The sequence below is a fragment of the Microbacterium sp. F1-18 genome, from assembly GCF_052921305.1.
Map to the genome: position 1 here is coordinate 273,773 of NZ_JBREVD010000003.1, position 21,226 is coordinate 294,998.

16 protein-coding genes are annotated in these 21,226 nt (G+C 70.0%); 6 read left to right on the forward strand and 10 right to left on the reverse strand.

Going from position 1 to position 21,226, the window contains the following annotated elements; translation table 11 throughout:
- The first annotated feature begins 69 nt into the window (after nt 1–69).
- Entirely contained in the window at nt 70–1,086 is a 1,017-nt protein-coding gene (locus ACU6RU_RS10015) for a LacI family DNA-binding transcriptional regulator (RefSeq protein ID WP_120264858.1), read from the forward strand.
- A gap of 22 nt (nt 1,087–1,108) precedes the next feature.
- Here ACU6RU_RS10015 and ACU6RU_RS10020 read toward each other — a convergent pair whose 3' ends face one another.
- Nucleotides 1,109–2,935 carry a beta-L-arabinofuranosidase domain-containing protein gene (locus tag ACU6RU_RS10020; RefSeq protein ID WP_446726452.1) on the reverse strand — a complete coding sequence of 609 codons (1,827 nt, stop codon included), beginning with the start codon at nt 2,933–2,935 and terminating at the stop codon, nt 1,109–1,111.
- Nucleotides 2,936–3,011: 76 nt separating this feature from the next.
- Between ACU6RU_RS10020 and ACU6RU_RS10025 the strand changes: the two genes are divergently transcribed.
- Together ACU6RU_RS10025 and ACU6RU_RS10030 are read left to right on the forward strand one after the other, a co-directional pair.
- Entirely contained in the window at nt 3,012–5,219 is a 2,208-nt protein-coding gene (locus tag ACU6RU_RS10025; RefSeq protein WP_446726453.1) for an alpha-galactosidase, read from the forward strand.
- Nucleotides 5,216–6,490 carry a glycoside hydrolase family 27 protein gene (locus tag ACU6RU_RS10030; RefSeq protein ID WP_446726454.1) on the forward strand — a complete coding sequence of 425 codons (1,275 nt, stop codon included), beginning with the start codon at nt 5,216–5,218 and terminating at the stop codon, nt 6,488–6,490. Before ACU6RU_RS10025 ends, ACU6RU_RS10030 begins: the two co-directional genes overlap by 4 nt.
- Before the next feature lie 269 nt (nt 6,491–6,759).
- Here the strand turns inward: ACU6RU_RS10030 and ACU6RU_RS10035 are convergent, their stop codons facing one another.
- The 5 genes from ACU6RU_RS10035 to ACU6RU_RS10055 form a co-directional block, all read right to left on the reverse strand.
- The gene (locus ACU6RU_RS10035) at nt 6,760–7,848 is read right to left on the reverse strand and encodes a Gfo/Idh/MocA family protein (protein ID WP_183045405.1); all 1,089 of its coding nucleotides are present in this window, start codon (nt 7,846–7,848) and stop codon (nt 6,760–6,762) included.
- The gene (locus ACU6RU_RS10040; protein ID WP_446726455.1) at nt 7,845–8,624 is read right to left on the reverse strand and encodes a ThuA domain-containing protein; all 780 of its coding nucleotides are present in this window, start codon (nt 8,622–8,624) and stop codon (nt 7,845–7,847) included. Before ACU6RU_RS10040 ends, ACU6RU_RS10035 begins: the two co-directional genes overlap by 4 nt.
- A complete protein-coding gene (locus ACU6RU_RS10045) occupies nt 8,621–9,535 on the reverse strand; it encodes a carbohydrate ABC transporter permease (RefSeq protein WP_259455381.1) in 915 nt (304 codons plus the stop codon). Before ACU6RU_RS10045 ends, ACU6RU_RS10040 begins: the two co-directional genes overlap by 4 nt.
- Nucleotides 9,532–10,503 (reverse strand): carbohydrate ABC transporter permease, encoded by a 972-nt coding sequence (locus tag ACU6RU_RS10050; protein WP_120264851.1) that lies wholly within the window; start codon nt 10,501–10,503, stop codon nt 9,532–9,534. The genes ACU6RU_RS10045 and ACU6RU_RS10050 overlap by 4 nt, the downstream gene beginning before the upstream one ends.
- Before the next feature lie 61 nt (nt 10,504–10,564).
- The gene (locus ACU6RU_RS10055) at nt 10,565–11,842 is read right to left on the reverse strand and encodes an ABC transporter substrate-binding protein (protein WP_446726456.1); all 1,278 of its coding nucleotides are present in this window, start codon (nt 11,840–11,842) and stop codon (nt 10,565–10,567) included.
- A gap of 259 nt (nt 11,843–12,101) precedes the next feature.
- Here ACU6RU_RS10055 and ACU6RU_RS10060 point away from each other — a divergent pair, with 259 nt between their 5' ends.
- The 3 genes from ACU6RU_RS10060 to ACU6RU_RS10070 are packed head-to-tail and all read left to right on the forward strand — an operon-like array spanning nt 12,102 to nt 16,387.
- The gene (locus ACU6RU_RS10060) at nt 12,102–13,103 is read left to right on the forward strand and encodes a LacI family DNA-binding transcriptional regulator (RefSeq protein ID WP_446726457.1); all 1,002 of its coding nucleotides are present in this window, start codon (nt 12,102–12,104) and stop codon (nt 13,101–13,103) included.
- Between the two features lie 13 nt (nt 13,104–13,116).
- The gene (locus tag ACU6RU_RS10065) at nt 13,117–15,516 is read left to right on the forward strand and encodes a glycosyl hydrolase family 95 catalytic domain-containing protein (protein ID WP_446726458.1); all 2,400 of its coding nucleotides are present in this window, start codon (nt 13,117–13,119) and stop codon (nt 15,514–15,516) included.
- A gap of 4 nt (nt 15,517–15,520) precedes the next feature.
- Nucleotides 15,521–16,387 (forward strand): A/G-specific adenine glycosylase, encoded by an 867-nt coding sequence (locus tag ACU6RU_RS10070; RefSeq protein WP_446726459.1) that lies wholly within the window; start codon nt 15,521–15,523, stop codon nt 16,385–16,387.
- Nucleotides 16,388–16,430: 43 nt separating this feature from the next.
- Here ACU6RU_RS10070 and rbfA read toward each other — a convergent pair whose 3' ends face one another.
- From rbfA to nusA, 4 genes are all read right to left on the reverse strand, one after another.
- The gene (rbfA, locus tag ACU6RU_RS10075) at nt 16,431–16,868 is read right to left on the reverse strand and encodes a 30S ribosome-binding factor RbfA (RefSeq protein WP_071919310.1); all 438 of its coding nucleotides are present in this window, start codon (nt 16,866–16,868) and stop codon (nt 16,431–16,433) included.
- Between the two features lie 132 nt (nt 16,869–17,000).
- On the reverse strand, nt 17,001–19,793 hold the full coding sequence (gene infB, locus ACU6RU_RS10080; protein WP_446726460.1) for a translation initiation factor IF-2: 2,793 nt from the start codon (nt 19,791–19,793) through the stop codon (nt 17,001–17,003).
- A gap of 95 nt (nt 19,794–19,888) precedes the next feature.
- Nucleotides 19,889–20,140, reverse strand: coding sequence for a YlxR family protein (locus ACU6RU_RS10085; RefSeq protein WP_446726461.1), 252 nt, complete (start codon nt 20,138–20,140; stop codon nt 19,889–19,891).
- 30 nt (nt 20,141–20,170) lie between these two features.
- Entirely contained in the window at nt 20,171–21,157 is a 987-nt protein-coding gene (gene nusA / locus ACU6RU_RS10090) for a transcription termination factor NusA (RefSeq protein WP_120264845.1), read from the reverse strand.
- Nucleotides 21,158–21,226: the final 69 nt, after the last annotated feature.

Genomic DNA, 21,226 nt, shown 5'->3' on the forward strand with positions numbered 1-21,226 from the left:
CGTGTGATCGCGGACCACGATGTCACAGCCTCTCGACGCGGACGGCGCGGTTTGCGCAAAATAGGGAATATGCCCGCTACCCGCCCGAGCCTCACCGACGTCGCCGCAGCAGCCGGGGTCAGCGTGGCGACCGTCTCGCGGGCGCTGCGCGGTCGCGGCGAGCTGTCGCCCGAGACCCGTACACGCGTGCTCGCAGCCGCCGAGCAGCTCGGCTACGCGCGCAACGGCACCCCGCGGGGCCGACCCCGCGGCGGGACGTCTCGCATCTTCGATCTGGTTCTCGGCCATTTCCACGACCCCTACACCGACGAGGTCGTCGCGGGCGCGCACACCGCGGCCTCGCGCCTGAACTACGATCTCGTCCTCACCGCCGAGCGCGACGATCCCGATGACGACTGGCCGGCCCGCATCCGCTCCCGAGGGTCGGCGGGGGTCGTGCTCGGTCTCATCCTTCCCACGACGGCGCAGCTGGAGATCATGCACGGCGCCGGCATCCCCGTCGTGCTGCTCGAGCCGCCGTCGGGTACCACCCAGCATGTGCCGAGCGTGCGGAACACCGATCACGCGGGCGGCTCGGCGGCGGCCGAGCATCTCCTCGCACAGGGCGCCCGCCGCTTCATCGTGATCGGCGGGGCACCGTCGTACCGGTACGGCCGCGCGCGGATCGAGGGCTTCCTCTCGGCGCTCGACGAGGCGGCGCCGGGGGCGCCTCGCGTTCTGACGACGGCTGACTGGGGCGCGGCGGACGCGCGGCGGGCATGCGCCGCAGCGCTCGACGACCTCGGCGGCGACGGTCCCATCGGGCTGTTCGCCTGCTCCGACGAGATGGCCGCCGGCGCCTACCGGGCCATCGCCGAAGCGGGACTCGCCGTGGGGCGCCACGTCCTCGTCGTGGGGTACGACGACGTACGCGGGGCGCGGTGGCTGCACCCCCCGCTCACCACCATCCGCCAGCCCATCCGCGAGATGGCGGCCGCGGCCGTCACGCTCCTGGCGCAGATGGCCGGCGGTGCACAGCTCGCCGACGAAGTGGTCGAGCTGCCGACGGTCCTCGTAGCCCGCGGCTCGACCGGCCGCCCGCGCTGACCGGCCGTGCCGCCGAGGCGGCTCACGCGGGCGTGACGACCGGGAAGTAGACCGCGAAACGCTCGTCGACGACCTCGTTCAGCGGCACGAAACGGATGCCGGCCGAGCGCCCGACACTGCGGTACCGCGTGAGCCACTGCGACCATTGGCGTTCGTCGTCCGCCGCGAGCAGCGTCGTCGGGTCGCAGACGTCGCCGACGAGCGGCGTCTCCCGGTCGACGAGCCCCGCGAGGACCACGCCACCCTCGACGAAGGCGACGGTGGCGGGCTCGTCGGGAAGCGGCACCGTCCGCAGCTCGAATCCGAAACCCAGCTCGACCTCGGTTCGCCCGCCGGGATGATCGATCTCGATGAAGCGATCACGGTGCACCGCGGCCGCTTCCGACCGGACATCCACGTCACCCACGGTCCAGGCGGGCACGCGCATCCGCACGCGACCGCTCACCGTCGGCGCTGATTCGATCACGACCGAGACCCGCAGCGCGTGCGGCCGATGCGTCGATCCGCCGGGGCCCGCGTTTGCATCGGGACCGACGTACAGCGCGTCGTCGAGGGTGCGCACCTCGACCGCGAGTTCGCCGGATGGCGTGTCGATGTCGGCGCGGACGGGGATGTACTGAGCGATCGTGACGGCTTCGGCGTCGGCGTACACCGCCAGCGACGCGTGGCGCGTGTGCGCCTGCACGAGCGTGCCGTGGCAGCACCAGAAATCCTCCGTGGGCGATCCCCACTCCTTGCGTGCTCCGCTCTGCAGCGGCAGGAAGTAGCTCACCATGCCGGTGCCGGGATGCTGCTGCGCGAGGATGCCGTTGACCAGATTCGCCTCGATGTAATCGAGGTACGACGCATCACCGGTCCATCGGTAGAGCACGTCCGCGAGCCGGATCATGTTGTAGACCGCGCAGTGCTCCTGCGTCTTCGCGCCTCGCCGTGCAGCGAAGGAGAACGGCGGCGTCCAGATCTCGCCCGAGGTCTGTCCCCCGGTGCAGAAGGTCCCGCGGCGGGCGACGGCCCAGTCCCAGTACGCCTCGACGATGCGGCGCCAGCGCTCCTCGCCGGTGACCTCGAACGCCCGTGCGGCGCCGAGCACCTCGGGGATCGTCGTGTTGGCGTGCATGTTGGTCAACATGTCCTCGCCCGCCAGCAGACCGTCGAAGAGCGACCGGTGGTCGTATCGATCGAGCAGGTCGCGGTAGAGGTCGTCATCGCCGGTGGCTTCGAGCAGGTCGGCCCAGACTTCGAGCATGCCGCCCGTCTCGACTTCGAGGAGGGCCTGGAACTCCTCGCGCCCGAACGCCCGAACCCATTCCGCGAGCACCCCGGCAGCACGGTGGGCGATACGCAGGGCGCGCTCGTCGCCGAGGTCTCGGTGGACGTCGACCAGACCCATGAAGGTCTTGTGGATGTTGTACTGCGGCGCCCACACCTCGCGACCTTCGGCGAGCCGGCGCAGGAACGTCCGCGGGATACCGAACACCCATCCCTCGCCCGCGTCCTGACAGGCCTCGAGCTCGTCGAGCACCACTGACAGCTTGCCGCGCAGCACCGGGTCGCCGGTGACGGCGACCTCGCGCGCGGCAGCCGACATCCAGTGGCCGACGAAGTGTCCCCGCAAGAGGGCACCGGGCGTCTCCCACCCCCAGTGGCGTCCCCAGCCGCTCTCGACTCCCGGGGTGACCGAGGGCTTCAGGTGCCAGGCCTGATCGCCGATGCCCGCCTCGATGCGGTGGTTCTGCACGAGAGCGCGTTCGTCGAGCGATACGAGATAGTCGCGATTGACGCGACGACGGCGATCGTAGGTACCCGGCAGCAGCCGGACGCTGTCCGGCGCGAGAGCGGATGTGGTCATGGTTGTGCCATCTCCTTCGATGTGCTGAGATCGATCTCTGACTGTACCGCCCGAGCGATGTCAGCAGAATAGGAGCATGGATTCCATGCGCGTGATCCACCTCAGTGCCGAGGACGTCTCCGTCGTCATCGCGACGACCGATGATGGGATGCCGGAGATCGTCCATTGGGGCGCGGCCCTGACATCGTCGGAGCCCGACCTCCTCACGTTCGTCGCAGCTGAGAGGAGGAGCGGGATCGACGGCGATTCCGACGTTCCGTACCGCGCGAGTGTGCTCCCGGAGCACAGCCGCGGGTGGTTCGGGGCGCCGGGGCTCTCGGCACATCGAGGAGGCTCGGGATGGGCGCCGCGCTTCGCACTGCGCTCGCTCGCCGTCGATGGCACCGAAGCCGGACCAGGCGTGACCTCGGCGGGGGCAGGGCAGGTCCGCGCGGTTCTTGACGATGACGACACCGAGATCGAGCTCACGCTAGAGATCGATCTCACGCGCGATGGCCTCCTCCGCACCCGCGCGCGAGTCCGAAACACCGCGATCGCCGCGACGACCCCCGCGCCTCTCGAGGTCCAGGCACTCGCCGTCGCCCTTCCGGTGCCGACATGGGCGCAGGAGGTCCTCGACTTCACCGGTCGGTGGGGGCACGAACGCATCCCGCAGCGGCATCCGGTCGTCCGCGGCGACCACACGCGCACCTCCCGGCGCGGACGAACCGGCCTCGACGCGACGCTCGTGCAGGCCGTCGGCACGCCCGGCTTCTCCGCGGACGCCGGCGAGGTGTGGATCGGACACGTCGGATTCAGCGGGAACCACGAGCACACCGTCGAGCGCACCGACGGGCGCCTGCACTTCCGGGGCGGCGAGTCGCTCCTCCCCGGCGAGATCCGGTTGGCGCCCGGCGAGGAGTACGCCGGACCCTGGGTGTTCGGCAGCTACGGATACGGTCTCGACGACGCTGCAGCTCGCTTCCACGCTCACCTGCGCGCACTCTCGCGTTCCTCACGCCGCCCCCGTCCCGTCACGATGAACGTCTGGGAGGCGGTGTACTTCGATCACGACCACCGTGTGCTCGTCGACCTGGCGGGCCGCGCGGCGGAGCTCGGCGTCGAACGCTACGTTCTCGACGACGGCTGGTTCCGCGGGCGCAACGACGACCGCGCCGGGCTCGGCGACTGGTCACCCGACCCCGTCGCCTGGCCCGACGGCCTCCGTCCGCTGGCCGACGAGGTCCGTGCGCTCGGCATGGAGTTCGGGCTCTGGGTGGAGCCCGAGATGATCAACGAGGACTCCGACCTCGCCCGCGCGCACCCCGAATGGATCCTGCGGGCTGGGCCCGAGCTTCCCCCGCGCTACCGGTTCCAGCAGGTGCTCGACCTCACACAGCCCGCCGCGTTCGACCACGTCCTGGGAGTGCTCGACGGGCTCATCGAGGACGTCGGTGTGAGCTACCTCAAGTGGGATCACAACCGCGACCTCATCGCCGCAGGGCACCCCGCCTCGGGCGCCCCCGCGGTCCACGAGCAGACCCTTGCGGTGTACCGACTCATCGATGAACTCCGCCGTCGTCACCCCGACCTCGAGATCGAGAGCTGCGCCTCGGGCGGCGGACGGGTCGACCTGGGCATCCTCGAGCGGACCGACCGGATCCATCCGTCCGACAGCCATGACCCGCACGACCGTTTCGGCATCCTGCGGTGGACGGGCCTGCTGGTGCCCCCGGAGATGATGGGATCGCACGTCGCCTCCCCCGTGTCGAGCGTCACGGGACGCACCCACGACCTGCAGTTCCGGTGCGCCGTGGCTTTCCTCGGCCACTTCGGCATCGAATGGGACATCCGCGATCTCGACGAGCACGACCGGCGCGTCCTCGGCGACTGGATCGCGCGGTACCGCCGGCACCGCGACCTCATCGCGTCGGGGCGAACCGTCGGGTCGGGCGAGCTCGACACCGCGGCTCCGCAGGTGCGCGGGGTCGTCGCGCCCGACCGGTCCGAGGCGCTGTTCACGATCGTCACTCCGACGACCTCGCCCGACACGATCGCGCGCGTCCGGTTCCCCGGTCTGTCGATCGATCGGAGCTACCGCGTGTCGGTGAGCGGCTCCGAGTCGTTCGGACCGCCCTGGCAGGTTCCCGCCTGGCTCCGAGAGAGCCCGCCGCTCGGTGGTGGCGGGACCGGAACCGGCCCGGTCATCGCGGGTGCCGTGCTCTCGCGGGTCGGGCTGGAGTTCCCGACCTTCCACCCCGATCGCGCGGCCGTCGTGCACCTCGCGGCGGTGACGCCATCGTGATCGCCGAGCGCCGGGCCGCGGCATCCCGACCCCCGATGGGGTGGAACAGCTGGGACTGCTTCGGGTCGTCCGTGACGGAGGCCGAGGTCCTGGCGAACGCGGAATATGCCGCCGAGCATCTGCTCAGCTTCGGGTGGGACACGATCGTCGTCGACATCCAGTGGTACGAACCCGATCCGGGCGCGCACGACTATCGAGAGGTCTCACGGCCGCTGCTCGACGCATGGGGCCGGCCGCTGCCCGCGCCCGAACGCTTCCCTTCCGCGGCGGACGGGAGCTTCCGCCCCCTCGCCGACCGCATCCACGAGCTCGGCCTGCGCTTCGGCGTTCATCTCATGCGGGGCGTCCCGCGCGCCGCAGCAGACGCGGCCCTGCCCGTCTCGGGTCACCCCGACGCGACGTGCGACGCGATCGCCGACCGCTCGAATGCCTGCGTGTGGAACCCCGACAACTACGGCGTCGACATGACCGCGCCCGGAGCCCAGGAATACTACGACTCGGTCATGGCGCAGCTGGCGGCCTGGGGCGTCGACTTCGTCAAGCTCGATGACGTGCTCTACCCGCCCGTCGAGACGGCCGAGATCGCCGCGATCTCACGCGCGATCGATCGGTCGGGACGGGCGATGGTCCTGAGCCTGTCGCCTGGCAAGCGACTGTCGCTCGCGCACCTCGACACCCTCCGGGATCACGGTCAGATGTGGCGGATCTCCGACGACTTCTGGGACGACTGGCCCCAGGTGGTCGAACAGTTCCAGCGCGCGGCCCGCTGGGCCCCGTTCCAGCAGCGCGGGGCATGGGCGGATGCCGACATGCTCCCCTTCGGCCGCATCGGCGTGCGCGGGCACGTCGGCGAGGATCGTCTGAGCCGCCTCACGGTCGAGGAGCAGCGCACCGTCATGACGTTGTGGAGCATGATGCGCTCTCCGTTGATGATGGGCGGCCACCTCCCCGACACCCCGCCCGAGACGCTCGACCTCCTGCGCAACGCCGGGGTCCTCGCGCTGCGTGACGGCGAAGAGTCGCGCGAGATCGTGCGCGACGGCGACCTCGTCATCTGGAGCGCGCGGGTGGGCGCACGCGCCTACCGCGCGGTCTTCTGGCTCGGCGACGACACTCAGGATCTCGTCGTCCACCTCGCCGATCTCGGGGTCGGCGCCGCGGGGACGGGTTCGTGCACGGACGTGTGGAGCGGCGACCCCGTCGAAATCGCCGAAGGACGCGTCATGCTGACGGTGCCCGGTCACGGCACGCGCCTGCTCGTCTTCGACTGACCGTCGGGCGGCGCGGCCCCGCCCGACGGCGAGCCGACGCAAACGGCTGCCAATCCCCCGCCGACACGACCATTCACGTCGGGTCGGCGACCATCGACGACCCGCGCTCCCCTCCGGCACGCGAGCCGACGCAAACGGCTGCCAACTCGCCGCTGACACGACCATTCCGTCGGGCCGGCGTCGGGCTGGCGTCGGGCCGGCGTCGGGCCGGCGTCGGGCCGGCGTCGGGCTGGCGTCGGGCTGGCGTTGGGCCGGCGTCGGGCTGACCGTCAGGACGCGCGGCGCGGGTCGCTCCCGAGCACGCCGGCCGCGTCATCGAAGCCCCCGACGCGAGCGAGCTCCTCGGCGCGCGCCGATGCCCGCTCGAACAGGTCGTCGAACCTGACCGGGGCGCCGGTGGCCGCGGACGCCACGGCCGCCTCGACCATCGCGAGGCTGCCGATGTTCCGCGTGATCTCGCCGGACGGCACCGGACCGCTGTCGAGGGCCGCGACGAACTCGGCGAGCGCGGCATCCAGTCCCTCGGCCCCGTCCGCCAGCGCGCAGGCCTGCGCGCTGCCCTCTCGGGGCTGGACCACGACCTCTGTCTCACCGTCCCAGGCAGCGGATCCGCCGGCGGCGCTCCCCCGCCAGTCGCCATTCCATGACGTCGTCAGCCCGTCGGCGCACCAGCTGCCGGAGTACGAGAAACGGCGCCCGTCCGCGAAACGGAAGACCGCCTCTGCCGCAGCGTCACCGCGGTACCAGCTCCAGCTCGGCGAGAACTCCTCGCAGTAGACCGACACGGGTTCGCCCGAGAGCAGGTATCGCGCCTGATCGAACTGGTGGATGGCCATGTCCACGAGCAGAGGCGAGGGCATCTCGTCGCGGAAGCCCCCGAACCGCGGGTTCTGGAAGAAGCGGACGTCCAGCTGCTCGGCCCCGCCGAGGGCGACGAGAGCATCACGGAAGGCCCGGATCCCCCGGGAATGCCGACGCGACTGGCTCGTCGCCATCAGGGTTCCCGTCGATGCGCTGATGGCGGACAGCAGCAGCGCTTCCGCCACGGTCGGCGTCACCGGCTTCTCGCTGAGGACGGGAACACCCGCCCGCAGCGCTGCCGCGCTCACCTCGAGATGCGCCTGCGGGATCGTGACATTGACGACCAGGTCAACGCCGAGTGCGGCGAGCGCGTCGTCGACCGAGCCGAAGCTCGCCACGACGAGGCCCCGCTCGAGCGCAGCGGTCCGTGCGGCGTCGACGACGACATCGACGAGCCCGACGATCTCGAGATCGGGACGGCGGGCGACCGTGTCGATCCACGCCTTCCCCATCGCTCCGGCCCCGACCACGACGACACGACGGGCGTCTCCGTTCACGACTGCTCCTCGCCGTTCCACTCGCGCGGAGTGTCCCACTCCCCCGTCCGATGCATCGCCAGCCGGGCGGTGCCGCGGGGGCGATCGTTCCGAGCCCATCGTGCCGCGTTGGCGAGAACGAGCTGGATCTCGGGCTGATGGTAGACGGGATAGTCCTGGTCGCCCGGCGAGAAGTAGAACACCCGCCCGTGGCCGCGGAAGAACGTCATCCCCGAGCGGAACACCTCGCCGCCCGAGAAGTTGGAGACGAACACGAGCTCGTCCGGCTGCGGCACGTCGAAGAACTCGCCGTACATCTCCTGTTCGGGGATGACGATCGGTTGCGGCACACCCGCCGCGATCGGATGCGTGGGCGAGACCGTCCACACGAGTTCGCGGTCCTGCGCCTGGCGCCAGCGCAGCGCGCAGGTCGTCCCCATGAGACGGACGAAGACCTTCGAGAAATGCGCCGAATGCAGCGCCACGAACCCGAGCCCGCCGAGCACGTGGCGGTGCACCCGCTCGATGACGACGTCGTCGACCTCGTGGTGCAGGAGGTGTCCCCACCAGAACAGCACGTCGGTCTGCGCGAGCCGCTCCTCGCTCAGACCGTGCTCGGGATCGTCGAGTGTCGCCGTCTCGACGACGGCATCGTCGCCGAGCAGTCGCCGAAGCCCGGCGGCGATGGTCCCGTGCATCGTGTCGGGATAGAGGGCGCGCGGGATGTCGTGGTGCTTCTCGTGATGGTTCTCGCCCCACACCAGCACGCGGATGGGGGCGGCCGCTGTGCTCGTCACCCCTTGAACGCCCCGTCCATGATGCCCGCCACCATACGCCGCCCGACGACGAAGAAGACGATGAGCAGCGGCAGTGTCGCCAGGAACGATCCGCCCATCGTCAGCGCGAGGTCGATCGAGCGGTTCGCCTGCAGCTGCTTGAGCGCGATCTGCACCGTGAACAGCTCGGGCGACTTCAGCACGATGAAGGGCCACATGAAGTCGTTCCACACCGACGTGAACGTGATGAGACCGAGCACGAATGCCGCCGGCCGCACCACCGGGAATCCGATACGCCAGAAGATCTGCCAGCTGTTCGCACCGTCGATGCGGGCCGCATGCATGAGCTCGTCGTTGAGGGTGGTCGCCATGTGCTGCCGCATCCAGAAGATGCCGAACGCGCTGGCGAGCCCGGGCACGATGATCGCCTGCAGGGTGTCGACCCAGTCCAGCCACGAGATGATCAGGTACTGCGGGATGACGCTCAGCTGAGCGGGCACCGTCATGGTGAGCAGCACGATGACGAACAGGGCGTTACGGCCCCGGAACTGCAGCTTCGCGAAGGCGAACCCGGCCAGCGCGCACAGCAGCGACGCGATGACCGCGATCGAGAGCGAGACGATCGCGCTGTTGAGCAGCGACTGGAAGAAGGGCACGGTGTCGAACACCTTCGTCGCGATGTCGAAGAAGTTCAGTCCGGGGTAGAAGCGCGGCGGGATCGAGGTGACGGCGGAGGCCCCCACCGAGGCGATCACGAACATGTAGTAGAGCGGGAAGACGCTGATCACGACCGCGATCCCGAGCAGGACGTAGACCGGCCACGGCACGCGTCCGACGCGACCGCCGCCGCGCCGAGGACGCTTGCGGGGCGCGCTCAGGGCGGCCGGGGCGAGGGGGTGCGGCACAGCTGTGTCGACGGCGTCGGACATCATCGGGCCTTTCGGGTGCGGGTGGTCAGGAAGAAGTTGATCGCCGACACGACGACGACCACGACGAAGAGGGCGACGCCGATCGCCGAGCCGTAGCCGAACTCGAACTGGCCGAAGCCCTGCTCGTAGAGGAACAGCGCGAGGGTCTGGCACTGGCGCCCGCCGCCGCAGGTCAGCCCCGACTCCGGGGCCACCAGCAGCGGCTCCGTGAAGATCTGCAGACCGCCGATGGTCGACATGATGACCGTGAAGATGATGATGGGGCGCAGCGACGGGATGGTGAGGTGGATGAACTGCTGCCATCCCGATGCGCCGTCGACCGAGGCCGCTTCGTACATCTCGCGCGGGAGCGCCTGGAGCCCGGCGAGGTAGAGCAGCGTGTTGTATCCGAACCAGCGCCACATCACCATCGACGAGATGACGATCCACGAGCCGACCTGCGACGACAGGAAGTTCACCGCCGGGATGCCGAAGAGGTCGAGCACCCAGTTGATGAGCCCGAAGTTCTTGTCGAAGATCTGCGCGAAGACGAGGGCTGTCGCGGCGACCGATGTGATGTAGGGAACCAGCAGCGCCATGCGGAAGAAGTTCGCCATCTTCAGGGTCGCGTGGTTCAGCAGGTGCGCGAGCCCGAGAGCCAGGAGCAGCTGCGGGATCGTGGAGATGAGGAAGATCCCGAAGGTGTTCACGAACGCGTTCCAGAAGCGCGTGTCCTGGACGAGCCGCTCGAAGTTCGCCAGGCCCACGAACGTCTGCTCGCCGATCGGGTTCCAGTCGAACAGGGCCACGTAGAACGTGAACAGCAGGGGGAACAGCCCGAAGATCAAGAAGATGACGAAGAACGGGGCGATGTAGATGTAGGGCGCGATGCGCTCGGCGAGCGGCTGTCGGATGGCGCGTCTGGGCGGGCGTTCGCGCCGAGCGGTTCTCTTGTCGATGGTGATGGAGGTGGCGGTGGCTGTCGCAGTCATGGTGCGTCCTCGATGAGGGTGGTGGTCCGCCCAGGGGCGGACCACCACCGAACGGGTAAGGTCAACCGCCGATCGCGGCCCGGGCGCTGTCGACGCCGGTCTGCCACGCTTCGCGCGGCGCGACGTTACCCGCCTCCATGTCGACGAGTGCGTTGAGCAGTGCCGCCCCGATCGCGCTCGTGTCGGGTCCGTTGTGGAACGACTGGAACTGCAGCACCGAGTTGCTGATGACCTCACCGATCCGGGAGTCCCCGAAGAACGGGTCGATGTAGCTGGTGACCTCGGTGCTCTCGAGAGCGCTCTTGGCTGCCGGGAAGGTGCCGGTGCGGGCGAAGTGAGCCGTCTGGCCTTCGGGCGAGAGCATCGTCTCGATGTACTTCCATGCCGCCTGCGGGTTCTTCGCGCGGGCCGGGATCGCGATGACGCTGCCGCCCCAGTTGCCGCCGACGCCCGGGATCGAGGCCACTCGCCAGAGACCCTCGGTGTCGGGTGCGTCGTTCTTGTAGCCCGACAGCATCCACGACGGTGCCGTGCTCACGGCGAAGGCGCCGTTCGCCTTGCCCGGCGCCCAGCCGGACGACCACGCGGCGATACCGGCACTGATGCCCGCCTCGTAGGTGCGCACCGCGACGTCGAACGCCTCCTCGACCTGCGGGTTGGTGTCGAAGATGAGCTCGCCGTCGGGGGTGTAGTACTTCTCGGTGACCTGGTTCACGGTCGAGAAGAAGACGCTCGTCTCGACGTTGTCGACGAAGGGCTCTCCGGTCGCGGCCGTGTACTTCTTGCCCATCTCGATGAAGCCGTCCCACGTCGACCACATCTCGGCGACCTCATCCGGGTCGGTCGGAAGCCCCGCCGCCTCGAAGAGGTCGGCACGGTAGGCGAACCCCAGTCCGCCGATATCCGTCGGGATGCCGACGATCGATCCGTCCTCGCCGGTCGCCTCGGCGATGGCCCAGTCGAGATACCCCTCGCCGAGGTCATCACCCCCGAGGGTACGCAGATCGATGAAGTTGCTCGGGTTCGCGATGAACTTCGGCAGCTCGTCGTTCTGGATCATGACGAGGTCGGGAACGCGTCCGCCGGCGAGGGCCGCGGTGAGCGCTGTGGCGGTCTCGGCGGTGCTGCCCACCTCCGACAGCTTCACCTTGGCGTCCGGGTTCTGCTCGAGATATTGGTTGACGGAGTCCTGCTGCCCGATACCCGTGAACGACCAGAACTCGAACTCGGCGTTCGGGTCATCCGACCCGCCGCCGGATCCACCGGATGTGCACGCGGTCATCGCGATCGCGACGACGCCGAGAGCTGCGATGGGCAGGGCCAGTCTGCGACGATTCACAACTGCTCCTCTTCTTTGGGGACATGTGATGTGCGCGGGGCGATCAGATACCCCACTGAGAGATCGTTCTCTCATGCCGGGACACAGTATCCCGTGTTCGAATGCCTGGCAAGCCGCAGCATCCTTCTGTTTCGTGACACGCATGGAGAGACCCCCGTCACCGTCGCAAAGTTGCGCACGGCGGCTACCGTCGTGCAAAGATCATCGCGTCGGAGAACGATCTTTCGCGCTCCGATCCGGAATCGAGGAAGAGGAAGCCATGTCTCGACCGACCATCGTCGACGTCGCCCGCGCCGCCGGCGTCTCACGCGCCACGGCCGCGCGCGTGCTGGCCGGAGCGACGAACGTCGACCCGGCCATGGCGGCAGCCGTCGGCCGCGAGGCCGCGCGCCTGGGTTATGAGACGAACTTCGCAGCGCGGGTGCTGCGCGGCGGACGAGCCGGCGCGATCGGACTCGTCATCGCGTTCGACGAGCTGGGCGGACTGAGCGGCACGTTCTTCACGGCGGTCATGAAGGGCGCGGCCAAGGGCCTATCCGCCGGCGAGGTGCAGCCCGTGCTGCTGCCCGCCGATCACGAAGACCTCGATCGCATCCCGCGGTTCTTGCGATCCGGCGCGATCGACGGCGCGATCGTGGTGCTCCAGCACGAGATCACCCACCTCGTCGACAGGCTCGCCGACTCGCCCGTGCCGATCGCGTGGGTGGGCCGGCCGCGTGGCGAGATCGGCCCCGACCCGATCGTGATCGACTCCGACAACTACGGGGGCGGGGTCCTCGCCGCGCGAGCGCTCGTCGAACACGGACGCCGCAACATCGGCATCATCACGGGGCCGCTCGACATGGAACAGGCCCGCGAACGCACCCGCGGCTGGACCGACGAGCTCGCGCGCCACGGCATCGAGCCGGGACCCATCGTCCACGGCGACTTCACCCTCGACAGCGGGACGGCGGCGATGGCCCGGCTGCTGCAGCGCGTCCCGACCCTCGACGGGGTGTTCGCGTGCTCCGATCTCATGGCCGCCGGTGCCATGCGCGTGCTGCAGGCCGCCGGAAGGCGTGTGCCGACCGACGTCTCACTCGTCGGCTTCGACGACGTCCTCCTCGCGGCGACGAACGATCCCCCGCTGACGACCGTGCGCCAGCCGCTCGAGGAGATGGGTCGCGCCGCCGCCGACACGCTGCTCGGCGCCATCCGCGGTGAAACCGTCGAGCGCGTGCAGGTGCTGCCCACCTCGCTCGTCCACCGGGAATCGCTGTGACCGCGGCGGCGGAGTGAGCGCGCACCCGCGTCTGGTGTTCCGAAGCACCGAATCGGCCGACTCGTGGGAGCACGGCCTCATCGTCGGAAGCGGCCGCGTCGGCGCCGTCATGCACGGAACCGGCGACGACCTGCGCATCTCGATGGCGCACGAGAGGTTCTTCCTGCCCGCCAACCCGCGACCGCCGGCACCGCTGCTTCGCGAGGCCGTGCCACGGCTGCGGGCCGCTCTCGCTCGCGGTGACTCCCGCCTGGCCGGCGACATCTTCGACTCCGCTCTGGCGGAGGCCGGGTTCGCCGACCTCGTCTGGACCGATCCGCTCGCGCTCTGCGGCTCGCTGACGGTGACGACCCCGGGCGGATGCGCGTCGACGACGCGCGAGATCGACCTCGCGCGTGGGATGGCGAGCGTGACCTGGCGCGACGACTCCGGCGCGACGCACCGGGTCCGCGTCGTCGCCGCGCGCGGCACCGACACGGTCGAGCTCGCACTCGAATCAGACACCGACACCGAGATGCGGATCCGCCTGAGACTCGCACCGACCGACGACTCGCCTGCCACGTCGTTCGCACCCGACTACACGGGGACCGTCACGGGACGGACGCGCGCGGGCGAGGTCGGGCACCTCGAGATCGTCGACAGGGCAGCTCGGATCGTCGCCGCCGTCGCCGCCACGACCCCCGGCCACCACGTCGCCTGGCGGGCAGCGGAAGACGCGCTGGAAGCGCGGATCCACGTCCCGAGCGGCGACCGTCGCACGGTGCGGTTCGATCTGTCCGTCACCGGACGATCGCCCGCTCCCGCACCCGGTGCCGACTGGGACGAGCGTCTCCGCTCGCAGGAACGCGACCACGGCTCACTCGTCACCTCCTCGCTCCTCGACCTCCATGGCGTACCCGGTGCGGATGCTGCGACGACCGGTGAGCTCTGGCGCGAAGCGCGGTCGGGGAACGCCGACGCCGTCCGGCACGCGATCGAGATCGCCTACGTGTCGGGGCGGTCGAACATCATCGCCGCCACCGGAGAGCTGCCCCCGACCCTGCAGGGCGTCTGGCAGGGCACCTGGAGGCCGGCGTGGTCGGCGGACTACACCATGAACGGCAACGTGCAGAACGGCGCTCTCGCCGGCATCGGCCTGACGGGAAGCCCCGAACTCGCCCGCTCGCTCCTCGAACTGGTCCTCCCTCACCTCGACGACTACCGCGAGAACGCGCGCCGGATCTACGGCGCCACCGGGATGCTGCTTCCCTCTCGCACGTCGACACACGGCCTCGCGAACCACGTCGACCGCGCGTACCCGCACGTCTTCTGGGCAGGCGCCGGCCCGTGGGTCCTCCGCATAGCGGCGGACATCGTGGCGCTCACGGGCGATCGCTCGATCGTCGACGACCGGCTCTGGGAACTCGTCACCGGTGTACTCGCCTTCGGCGAGACCGCGACAGTCGTCGAGGGCGGCGTCCGCCATTTCTCGCCGAGCTACTCGCCCGAGAACACCCCCGCCGGATCGGCGACGCCACTCGCGATCGATGCCGCCATCGACATCGCGGCATACCGCGACGCCGCCCGCGCGGCCCGTCTGCTCGGGCGCGCTCGGGGCGACGATTCGCTCGACGAACGGTGGGAGGCGCTGGCGAACAGCCTCCCCGACCTCGCCGTGGCACCCGACGGGACGCTGGCCGAGTGGCTCGACCCGGCGACGCCGGAGAACATCGCTCACCGGCACGCCTCGCAGCTGTACCCGCTCTGGTACGAGTCCGACGAGGCGTTCACGGGTGACGGTCCGTCGGCCGCCGCGCTGCGGCAGGCCGCCCGGCGCACGATCGCCGACAAGATCGCGTGGCGAGCACACGATCCCGCTCCCCCGCCGGGACGGATGGAGATGGCCTTCGGTCTCGGGCAGCTCGGTCAGGCGGCCGCAGCCCTCGGCGATGCGGAAGCGGCGGTGCGGTGCGTCGAGTGGCTCGCTCTTCTGCATTGGCGCCCATCGCTGACGACCACTCACGACGCCGGCAACATCTTCAACCTCGACGCCAGCGGCGCACTGCCCGCCGTCGTCGCCACGATGCTGTGCCGATCGACGCTGGACTCGCTGGAGCTGCTGCCGGCGCTGCCGCCACGATGGCCGAGCGGGAGGATCACCGGGCTCCGGGCGCGCGGCGGAATCGTGATCGATCAGCTGTCGTGGGACGAGCGCGGGGCGACGGCCCAGCTGCGCCGGCTGCCCGCAGCCTCGTGGCTCCGCCCCACCGGCACGACGGCCGTGCGCACCGGATCCGGGTTCACGTGGGAGGACGAGCACGGCCAAGCGGACGGTACCCGGCGGGTCATCGCTCTGGGCGATGGCGCCGTCACCCTGCGGATGCGGCGGAGCGACACGACGGCGGAGGCGCACGGTCGCGACATCGTAGGCTGAACGGGTGCCCGACCTCGCCTCGCCGCTCATCGCGTGGTACCGCGACAACGCGCGCGATCTCCCGTGGCGACGCCCGGGATTCGGCGCCTGGGGCATCCTCGTGAGCGAGTTCATGCTGCAGCAGACCCCGGTGGCACGGGTGATCCCCCTGCTCGAGGCGTGGCTCGAGCGATGGCCGACGCCGGCGGCCCTCGCCGCAGCCGCCCCGGCCGACGCCGTGCGGCAGTGGGCCAACCTCGGATACCCGCGGCGCGCGCTCTGGCTGCACCGTGCCGCCGTCGAGATCCGCGACCGCCACACGGGCGTCGTGCCCCGCGACGTCGACGATCTGCTCGCGTTGACCGGTATCGGCGACTACACCGCGCGTGCCGTCGCCGTCTTCGCGTATGGCGATCGGCACCCCGTCGTCGATACCAACACCCGTCGAGTCCTGGCCAGAGCCGTTCAGGGTCGATCACAGCCCGGGCCGGCAGCCAAGCGCGACCTCGCCGACATGGCCGAGATCCTGCCCGACGACGTCACCGATTCGACGGTCGTGAACGCCGCGGCGATGGAGCTCGGGGCGCTCGTGTGCACGGCCCGGGTGCCACGGTGCGACCTCTGCCCGCTGGCGGACCGCTGCGCCTGGCGTGCCGCCGGCTACCCCGACACCGGCGACACCCGCGTGAAGCAAGCGCGCTACGAAGGGAGCGACCGGCAGACGCGAGGCGCGATCCTCAAGGTTCTGCGGTCAGCCCAGACACACGACGTGGCTGTGGACGACGTCATCGGCGACTGGCCCGACACGGTTCAGCGCAACCGTGCGATCGACTCGCTCGTCTCCGACGGCTTGGTCGAAGCCGTCGACGGCCGGCTGCGCCTCCCCCGCTGACGAAACAGAAGAGGGATGCCGCTGTGCCGCGGCATCCCTCTTCTCAGTCCTCGTCTTCGTCGGCCTCGCGAGGCTTGACGTAGGGGTCGGCTTCTCCCGCGTAGCTCGCGCCCGTCGCGGTGGCCGCCGTGGCGGCATCCCGCTCGCGCGCCTCGCGGAGCAGGTGCTCGATGTGTCCCGCGTTCTCGGGAATGGCATCGAGGATGAACTCGAGAGTCGGCGTGACCCGGACACCGAGCTTCCGGCCGACCTCGCTGCGGAGCATGCCTGTCGCCGCCCGCAGGGCGTCGGCGGAGTCGGCCCGCTCCTGGTCGGATCCGTACACGGTGTAGAACACCGACGCGTGCTGCAGGTCACCCGTGACGCGCACGTCGGTGATGGTCACGAATCCGAGGCGCGGGTCGCGCAGCCCCTTCTCGAGCCGCTCCGCGACGAGCACGCGGATACGGTCGGCCAGGCGCGACTGACGTTCGCTGGACATACCTTCTTCTCCTTCTTCCGGCCCGCGCAGCGGCGGGCAGAGACAGCGACGGCGTTGGACGTCCGCCCGGCGACGGAGATCCCGAAGGATCCGTCACCGGGCGACGTCCAACGCCGGTGCGCCTGACGAGTGTCAGCCGCGCGGCTTCTCCACCATCTCGGTGGTCTCGATCTCGTCGCCGATCTGGATGTCGTTGTACTTGCCGAGGCCGATACCGGCTTCGAAATCCGTGCGCACCTCGGTGACATCGTCCTTGAAGCGGCGCAGCGACTCGATGGCCAGGCCATCGGCGAGCACGACACCGTCGCGGATGACACGGGCCTTGGCGTTGCGCGTGATCGTGCCCGAGCGGACGATGACACCCGCGATGTTGCCGAACTTCGAGGAGCGGAACACCTCGCGGATCTCGGCCACACCCGACTGGACCTCTTCGTACTCCGGCTTGAGCATGCCCTTGAGCGACTGCTCGACGTCGTCGATCGCGTTGTAGATGACCGAGTAGAACCGGACATCCACGCCCTCGCGGGCAGCGCGCTCGCGCGCCTTCGTGTCGGGACGGACGTTGAAGCCGATGACGATCGCGTTGTCGATCGTCGCCAGGTTGATGTCCGACTCGGTGATGGCGCCGACGCCGCGGTGGATGATCCGCAGCTGCACGGAATCGTCGACCTCGATCTTGAGCAGCGACTCCTCGAGGGCCTCGACGGCACCCGAGACGTCACCCTTGATGATGAGGTTGAGCGACTCGACCTTGCCCTCTTCGAGAGCGCGGGTGAAGTCCTCGAGCGAGATGCGCTTGCGGGCCTTGGCCAGCTGGGCGTTGCGCTCGGCGGCCTCGCGCTTCTCGGCGATCTGGCGGGCCAGACGGTCTTCTTCGGTGACGATGAACACGTCGCCGGCTCGGGGCACCGAGTTCAGACCCTGCACCTGCACCGGACGCGAAGGCCAGGCCTCCTCCACCGGGTCGCCGTTCTCGTCGATCATGGCGCGGACGCGGCCGTAAGCCGTTCCCGCGACGATCGCGTCGCCGACGCGCAGCGTTCCGGACTGGATGAGCACCGTGGCCACCGAACCGCGGCCCTTGTCGAGCTTCGCTTCGATCGCGACACCGCGGGCCGCCTTGTTCGGGTTCGCCGTGAGGTCGAGCCCGGCGTCGGCGGTCAGCAGGACGGCGTCCAGGAGCTCCTGGATGTTGGTGCCCTGCCGAGCCGACACGTCGACGAACATGACGTCGCCGCCGTACTCCTCGGCGACCAGGCCGTACTCGGTGAGCTGCTGACGGACCTTGGCCGGGTTGGCCTCGGGCTTGTCGACCTTGTTCACCGCGACCACGATCGGCACACCGGCCGCCTGGGCGTGGTTGAGCGCCTCGACCGTCTGCGGCATGATGCCGTCGTCGGCCGCGACCACGAGGATCGCGATGTCGGTCACCTGCGCACCACGGGCACGCATGGCGGTGAACGCCTCGTGACCCGGGGTGTCGATGAAGGTGATGGCGCGCTCGATGCCGTCGTGCTCGGTCCAGACCTGGTAGGCACCGATGTGCTGCGTGATGCCGCCGGCCTCACCCGCGACCACGTTGGTCTGACGGATCGCATCGAGCAGTCGCGTCTTACCGTGGTCGACGTGGCCCATGACGGTGACCACCGGAGGACGGATCTCGAGGTCGTCCTCGCTCTCGGCCTCCAGCTCGGCGTCGAGGTCGAGACCGAAGCCCTCGAGGAGCTCTTTGTCCTCGTCCTCGGGCGAGACCATCTGGATCTTGTAGCCGAGCTCTTCGCCGAGCACCTCGAAGGTGGCCTCGTCGAGCGACTCGGTGGCCGTGGCCATCTCGCCCAGGTTGAACAGGATCGTCACGAGCGTTCCGGGCTGCACGGTGTAGCCGCGCAGCGCCTCGAGCTTGTCGGCGAAGTCGGCGATCGACGCACCGCGGCGCAGGCGGATGATCTCGCCGTTACCCTTCTGGACGTTGACGCCGCCGACGACCGGCGCCGACCGCATCTCGAACTCTTGCCGCTTCGCCCGACGCGACTTGCGCTGCTTGGACTTGCCGCCGCCCTTGCCGAAGGCACCTGCGGTACCGCCGCCGGGGCCGCGACCGCGACCACCGCCGCCACCGGGACGACCGGCGAAACCGCCGCCGGGAGCACCCGGACGCTGGAAGCCGCCGGCACCGCCGGGACGACCGGGACCGCCGGGACGCTGCTGGAAGGGGGCTCCGGGACGACCGCCGCCACCGGGACGACCGGCACCACCGGGACGCGGGGCGCCGGGACGGGGAGCGCCGGGGCGCGGAGCCTGCGGACGCGGGATGTTGCCGGGCGTGGGTCGCTGACCCATGCCCTGCGCCGACGCGAACGGGTTGTTACCGGGGCGAGGGCCGGCGGGACGCTGACCCATGCCCTGCGAGGGGGCGAAGGGGTTGTTGCCGGGGCGCGCGCCACCGGGACGCGGGGGCTGCGAGCCACCGGGCGTCGGGCCCGCGGGCTTGGCCGGACCGGGCTTGCCTGCGCCGGCTGCCGGAGCAGACGGCGTGGACGCCGCCGCGGGTGCCGCAGGCTGTGCAGCGGGGGTCGCGGGAGCAGCCGGGGCGGATGCCGCAGGAGCCTCCGGGGCTGCGGGTGCGGCGGGCTTGGCCGGACCGGGCTTGGCAGCCGGGCCGGGCTTCGCGCCGGCGGGACCGGGCTTGCCTGCGCCCGGACGGGCGGCACCGGGCTTGGCGCCGTTCGATGCCGCGGGGGCGGGGGCCGCGGCGGCAGAGCCGCCCTCAGCCTCGAGCGCAGCCCGCAGCTTGCGAGCCACGGGGGGCTCGATGGTGGACGAGGGGCTCTTGACGAACTCGCCGAGCTCCTTCAGCTTCGCGAGCGCGACTTTGCTGTCGACGCCGAGTTCGGAAGCGATCTCGTGTACGCGTGGTTTTGCCACAATTCTCCTGTCTGAAGGCCCACCCTCGGACAGGGCGGACCGCTTAAGCGCGGACGGGTCTCATTTCGAGCCGTTCACTTCGTGTCCATAGCCGTTCAGCCTTTGCGCTGGTGATCAATCGGGAAATCCTGCGTGTCCAGTGGGCCAGACACCCGCAGGGCTCGTCCGAACGCGCGGCGCCGCAGGGCGGCATCCATGCATTCGTGCGTCTCGTGCACCCACGCGCCCCTGCCCGGAAGCGAGGCGGCTCGATCTGCGATCAAGACGCCGTCGCGGGCCACGACTCGGAGGAGCGAGGACCGGGAGGCACGCACGCGGCAGCCCACGCACGTTCGAACAGGTTCCATTCTACCCCCTCGACCGGCATCCCGGTTTCGTCAGGACTCCAGGATCGAGTCGGGCTGGATGTCGATCTTTGCGCCGGTGAGCTTGGCGGCGAGGCGGGCGTTCTGCCCTTCCTTGCCGATCGCGAGCGACAGCTGGTAGTCGGGGACGAGCGCCCGGACGGCCTTCGTCGCCGCATCGAGGACGAAGCTCGAGGTGACCTTCGCCGGAGACAGCGCGTTCGCCACGAACGCCGGCAGGTCGGCGTTGTAGTCGATGATGTCGATCTTCTCGCCGCCGAGCTCCTCGGTCACGGCGCGGACGCGGCGACCCAGCTCGCCGATGCAGGCACCCTTGGCGTTGATGGACGGGTCGTTGGCCTTGACGGCGATCTTCGTGCGGTGGCCGGCCTCGCGAGCCAGCGAGGTGATCTCGACGAGACCGTTGGCGATCTCGGGAACCTCCATGGCGAAGAGCTTGCGAACGAGGCCGGGGTGCGTGCGCGACACGGTGATCGACGGCCCCTTGGTGCCCTTCGACACCGACGTCACGTACACGCGCAGACGCGAACCGTGACGGTACTCCTCGCCCGCGACCTGCTCCTCCGGCGGGAGGATGGCCTCGATCGTGCCGAGGTCGACGTGCACCATGCGGGGGTTGGGCCCCTGCTGGATGACACCCGCGACGATGTCGCCCTCCTTGCCGCGGAACTCCCCCAGCACGGCGTCGTCGGCGATGTCGCGCAGACGCTGGCTGATGACCTGCTTCGCAGCGAAGGCGGCGATACGGCCGAAGTCGTCGGGAGTCGACTCCTCCTCACCGATGACGACGCCCTCGTCGTCGCGCATCGGCACGTAGATGGCGACGTGTCCGGTCTTGCGGTCGAGCTCCGCACGAGCCCCCTCGGGCAGTTCGCCGTCGGGCGAGGTGTGCTTGGCGTACGCCGTGAGGACCGCCTGCTCGATGATGCGGACGAGTTCGTCGAAGGGGATCTCCTTCTCTCGCTCGACGGTGCGCAGCAGTGAGAGATCGATATCCATGGGGGCCCTCCATATTCAGCTCTTGTCCGGGTGCGTTTCGCGCTCCCGGCATCCATCCAACGTTACCCG

What these genes read in the sequence shown, in the direction of transcription:
- ACU6RU_RS10015 (WP_120264858.1), top strand. Translation starts at nt 70, where the DNA reads ATGCCCGCTACCCGCCCGAGCCTCACCGACGTCGCCGCAGCAGCCGGG.
- ACU6RU_RS10020 (WP_446726452.1), bottom strand. Translation starts at nt 2,935, where the DNA reads ATGACCACATCCGCTCTCGCGCCGGACAGCGTCCGGCTGCTGCCGGGT.
- ACU6RU_RS10025 (WP_446726453.1), top strand. Translation starts at nt 3,012, where the DNA reads ATGGATTCCATGCGCGTGATCCACCTCAGTGCCGAGGACGTCTCCGTC.
- ACU6RU_RS10045 (WP_259455381.1), bottom strand. Translation starts at nt 9,535, where the DNA reads ATGATGTCCGACGCCGTCGACACAGCTGTGCCGCACCCCCTCGCCCCG.
- ACU6RU_RS10050 (WP_120264851.1), bottom strand. Translation starts at nt 10,503, where the DNA reads ATGACTGCGACAGCCACCGCCACCTCCATCACCATCGACAAGAGAACC.
- ACU6RU_RS10060 (WP_446726457.1), top strand. Translation starts at nt 12,102, where the DNA reads ATGTCTCGACCGACCATCGTCGACGTCGCCCGCGCCGCCGGCGTCTCA.
- rbfA (WP_071919310.1), bottom strand. Translation starts at nt 16,868, where the DNA reads ATGTCCAGCGAACGTCAGTCGCGCCTGGCCGACCGTATCCGCGTGCTC.
- ACU6RU_RS10085 (WP_446726461.1), bottom strand. Translation starts at nt 20,140, where the DNA reads ATGGAACCTGTTCGAACGTGCGTGGGCTGCCGCGTGCGTGCCTCCCGG.
- nusA (WP_120264845.1), bottom strand. Translation starts at nt 21,157, where the DNA reads ATGGATATCGATCTCTCACTGCTGCGCACCGTCGAGCGAGAGAAGGAG.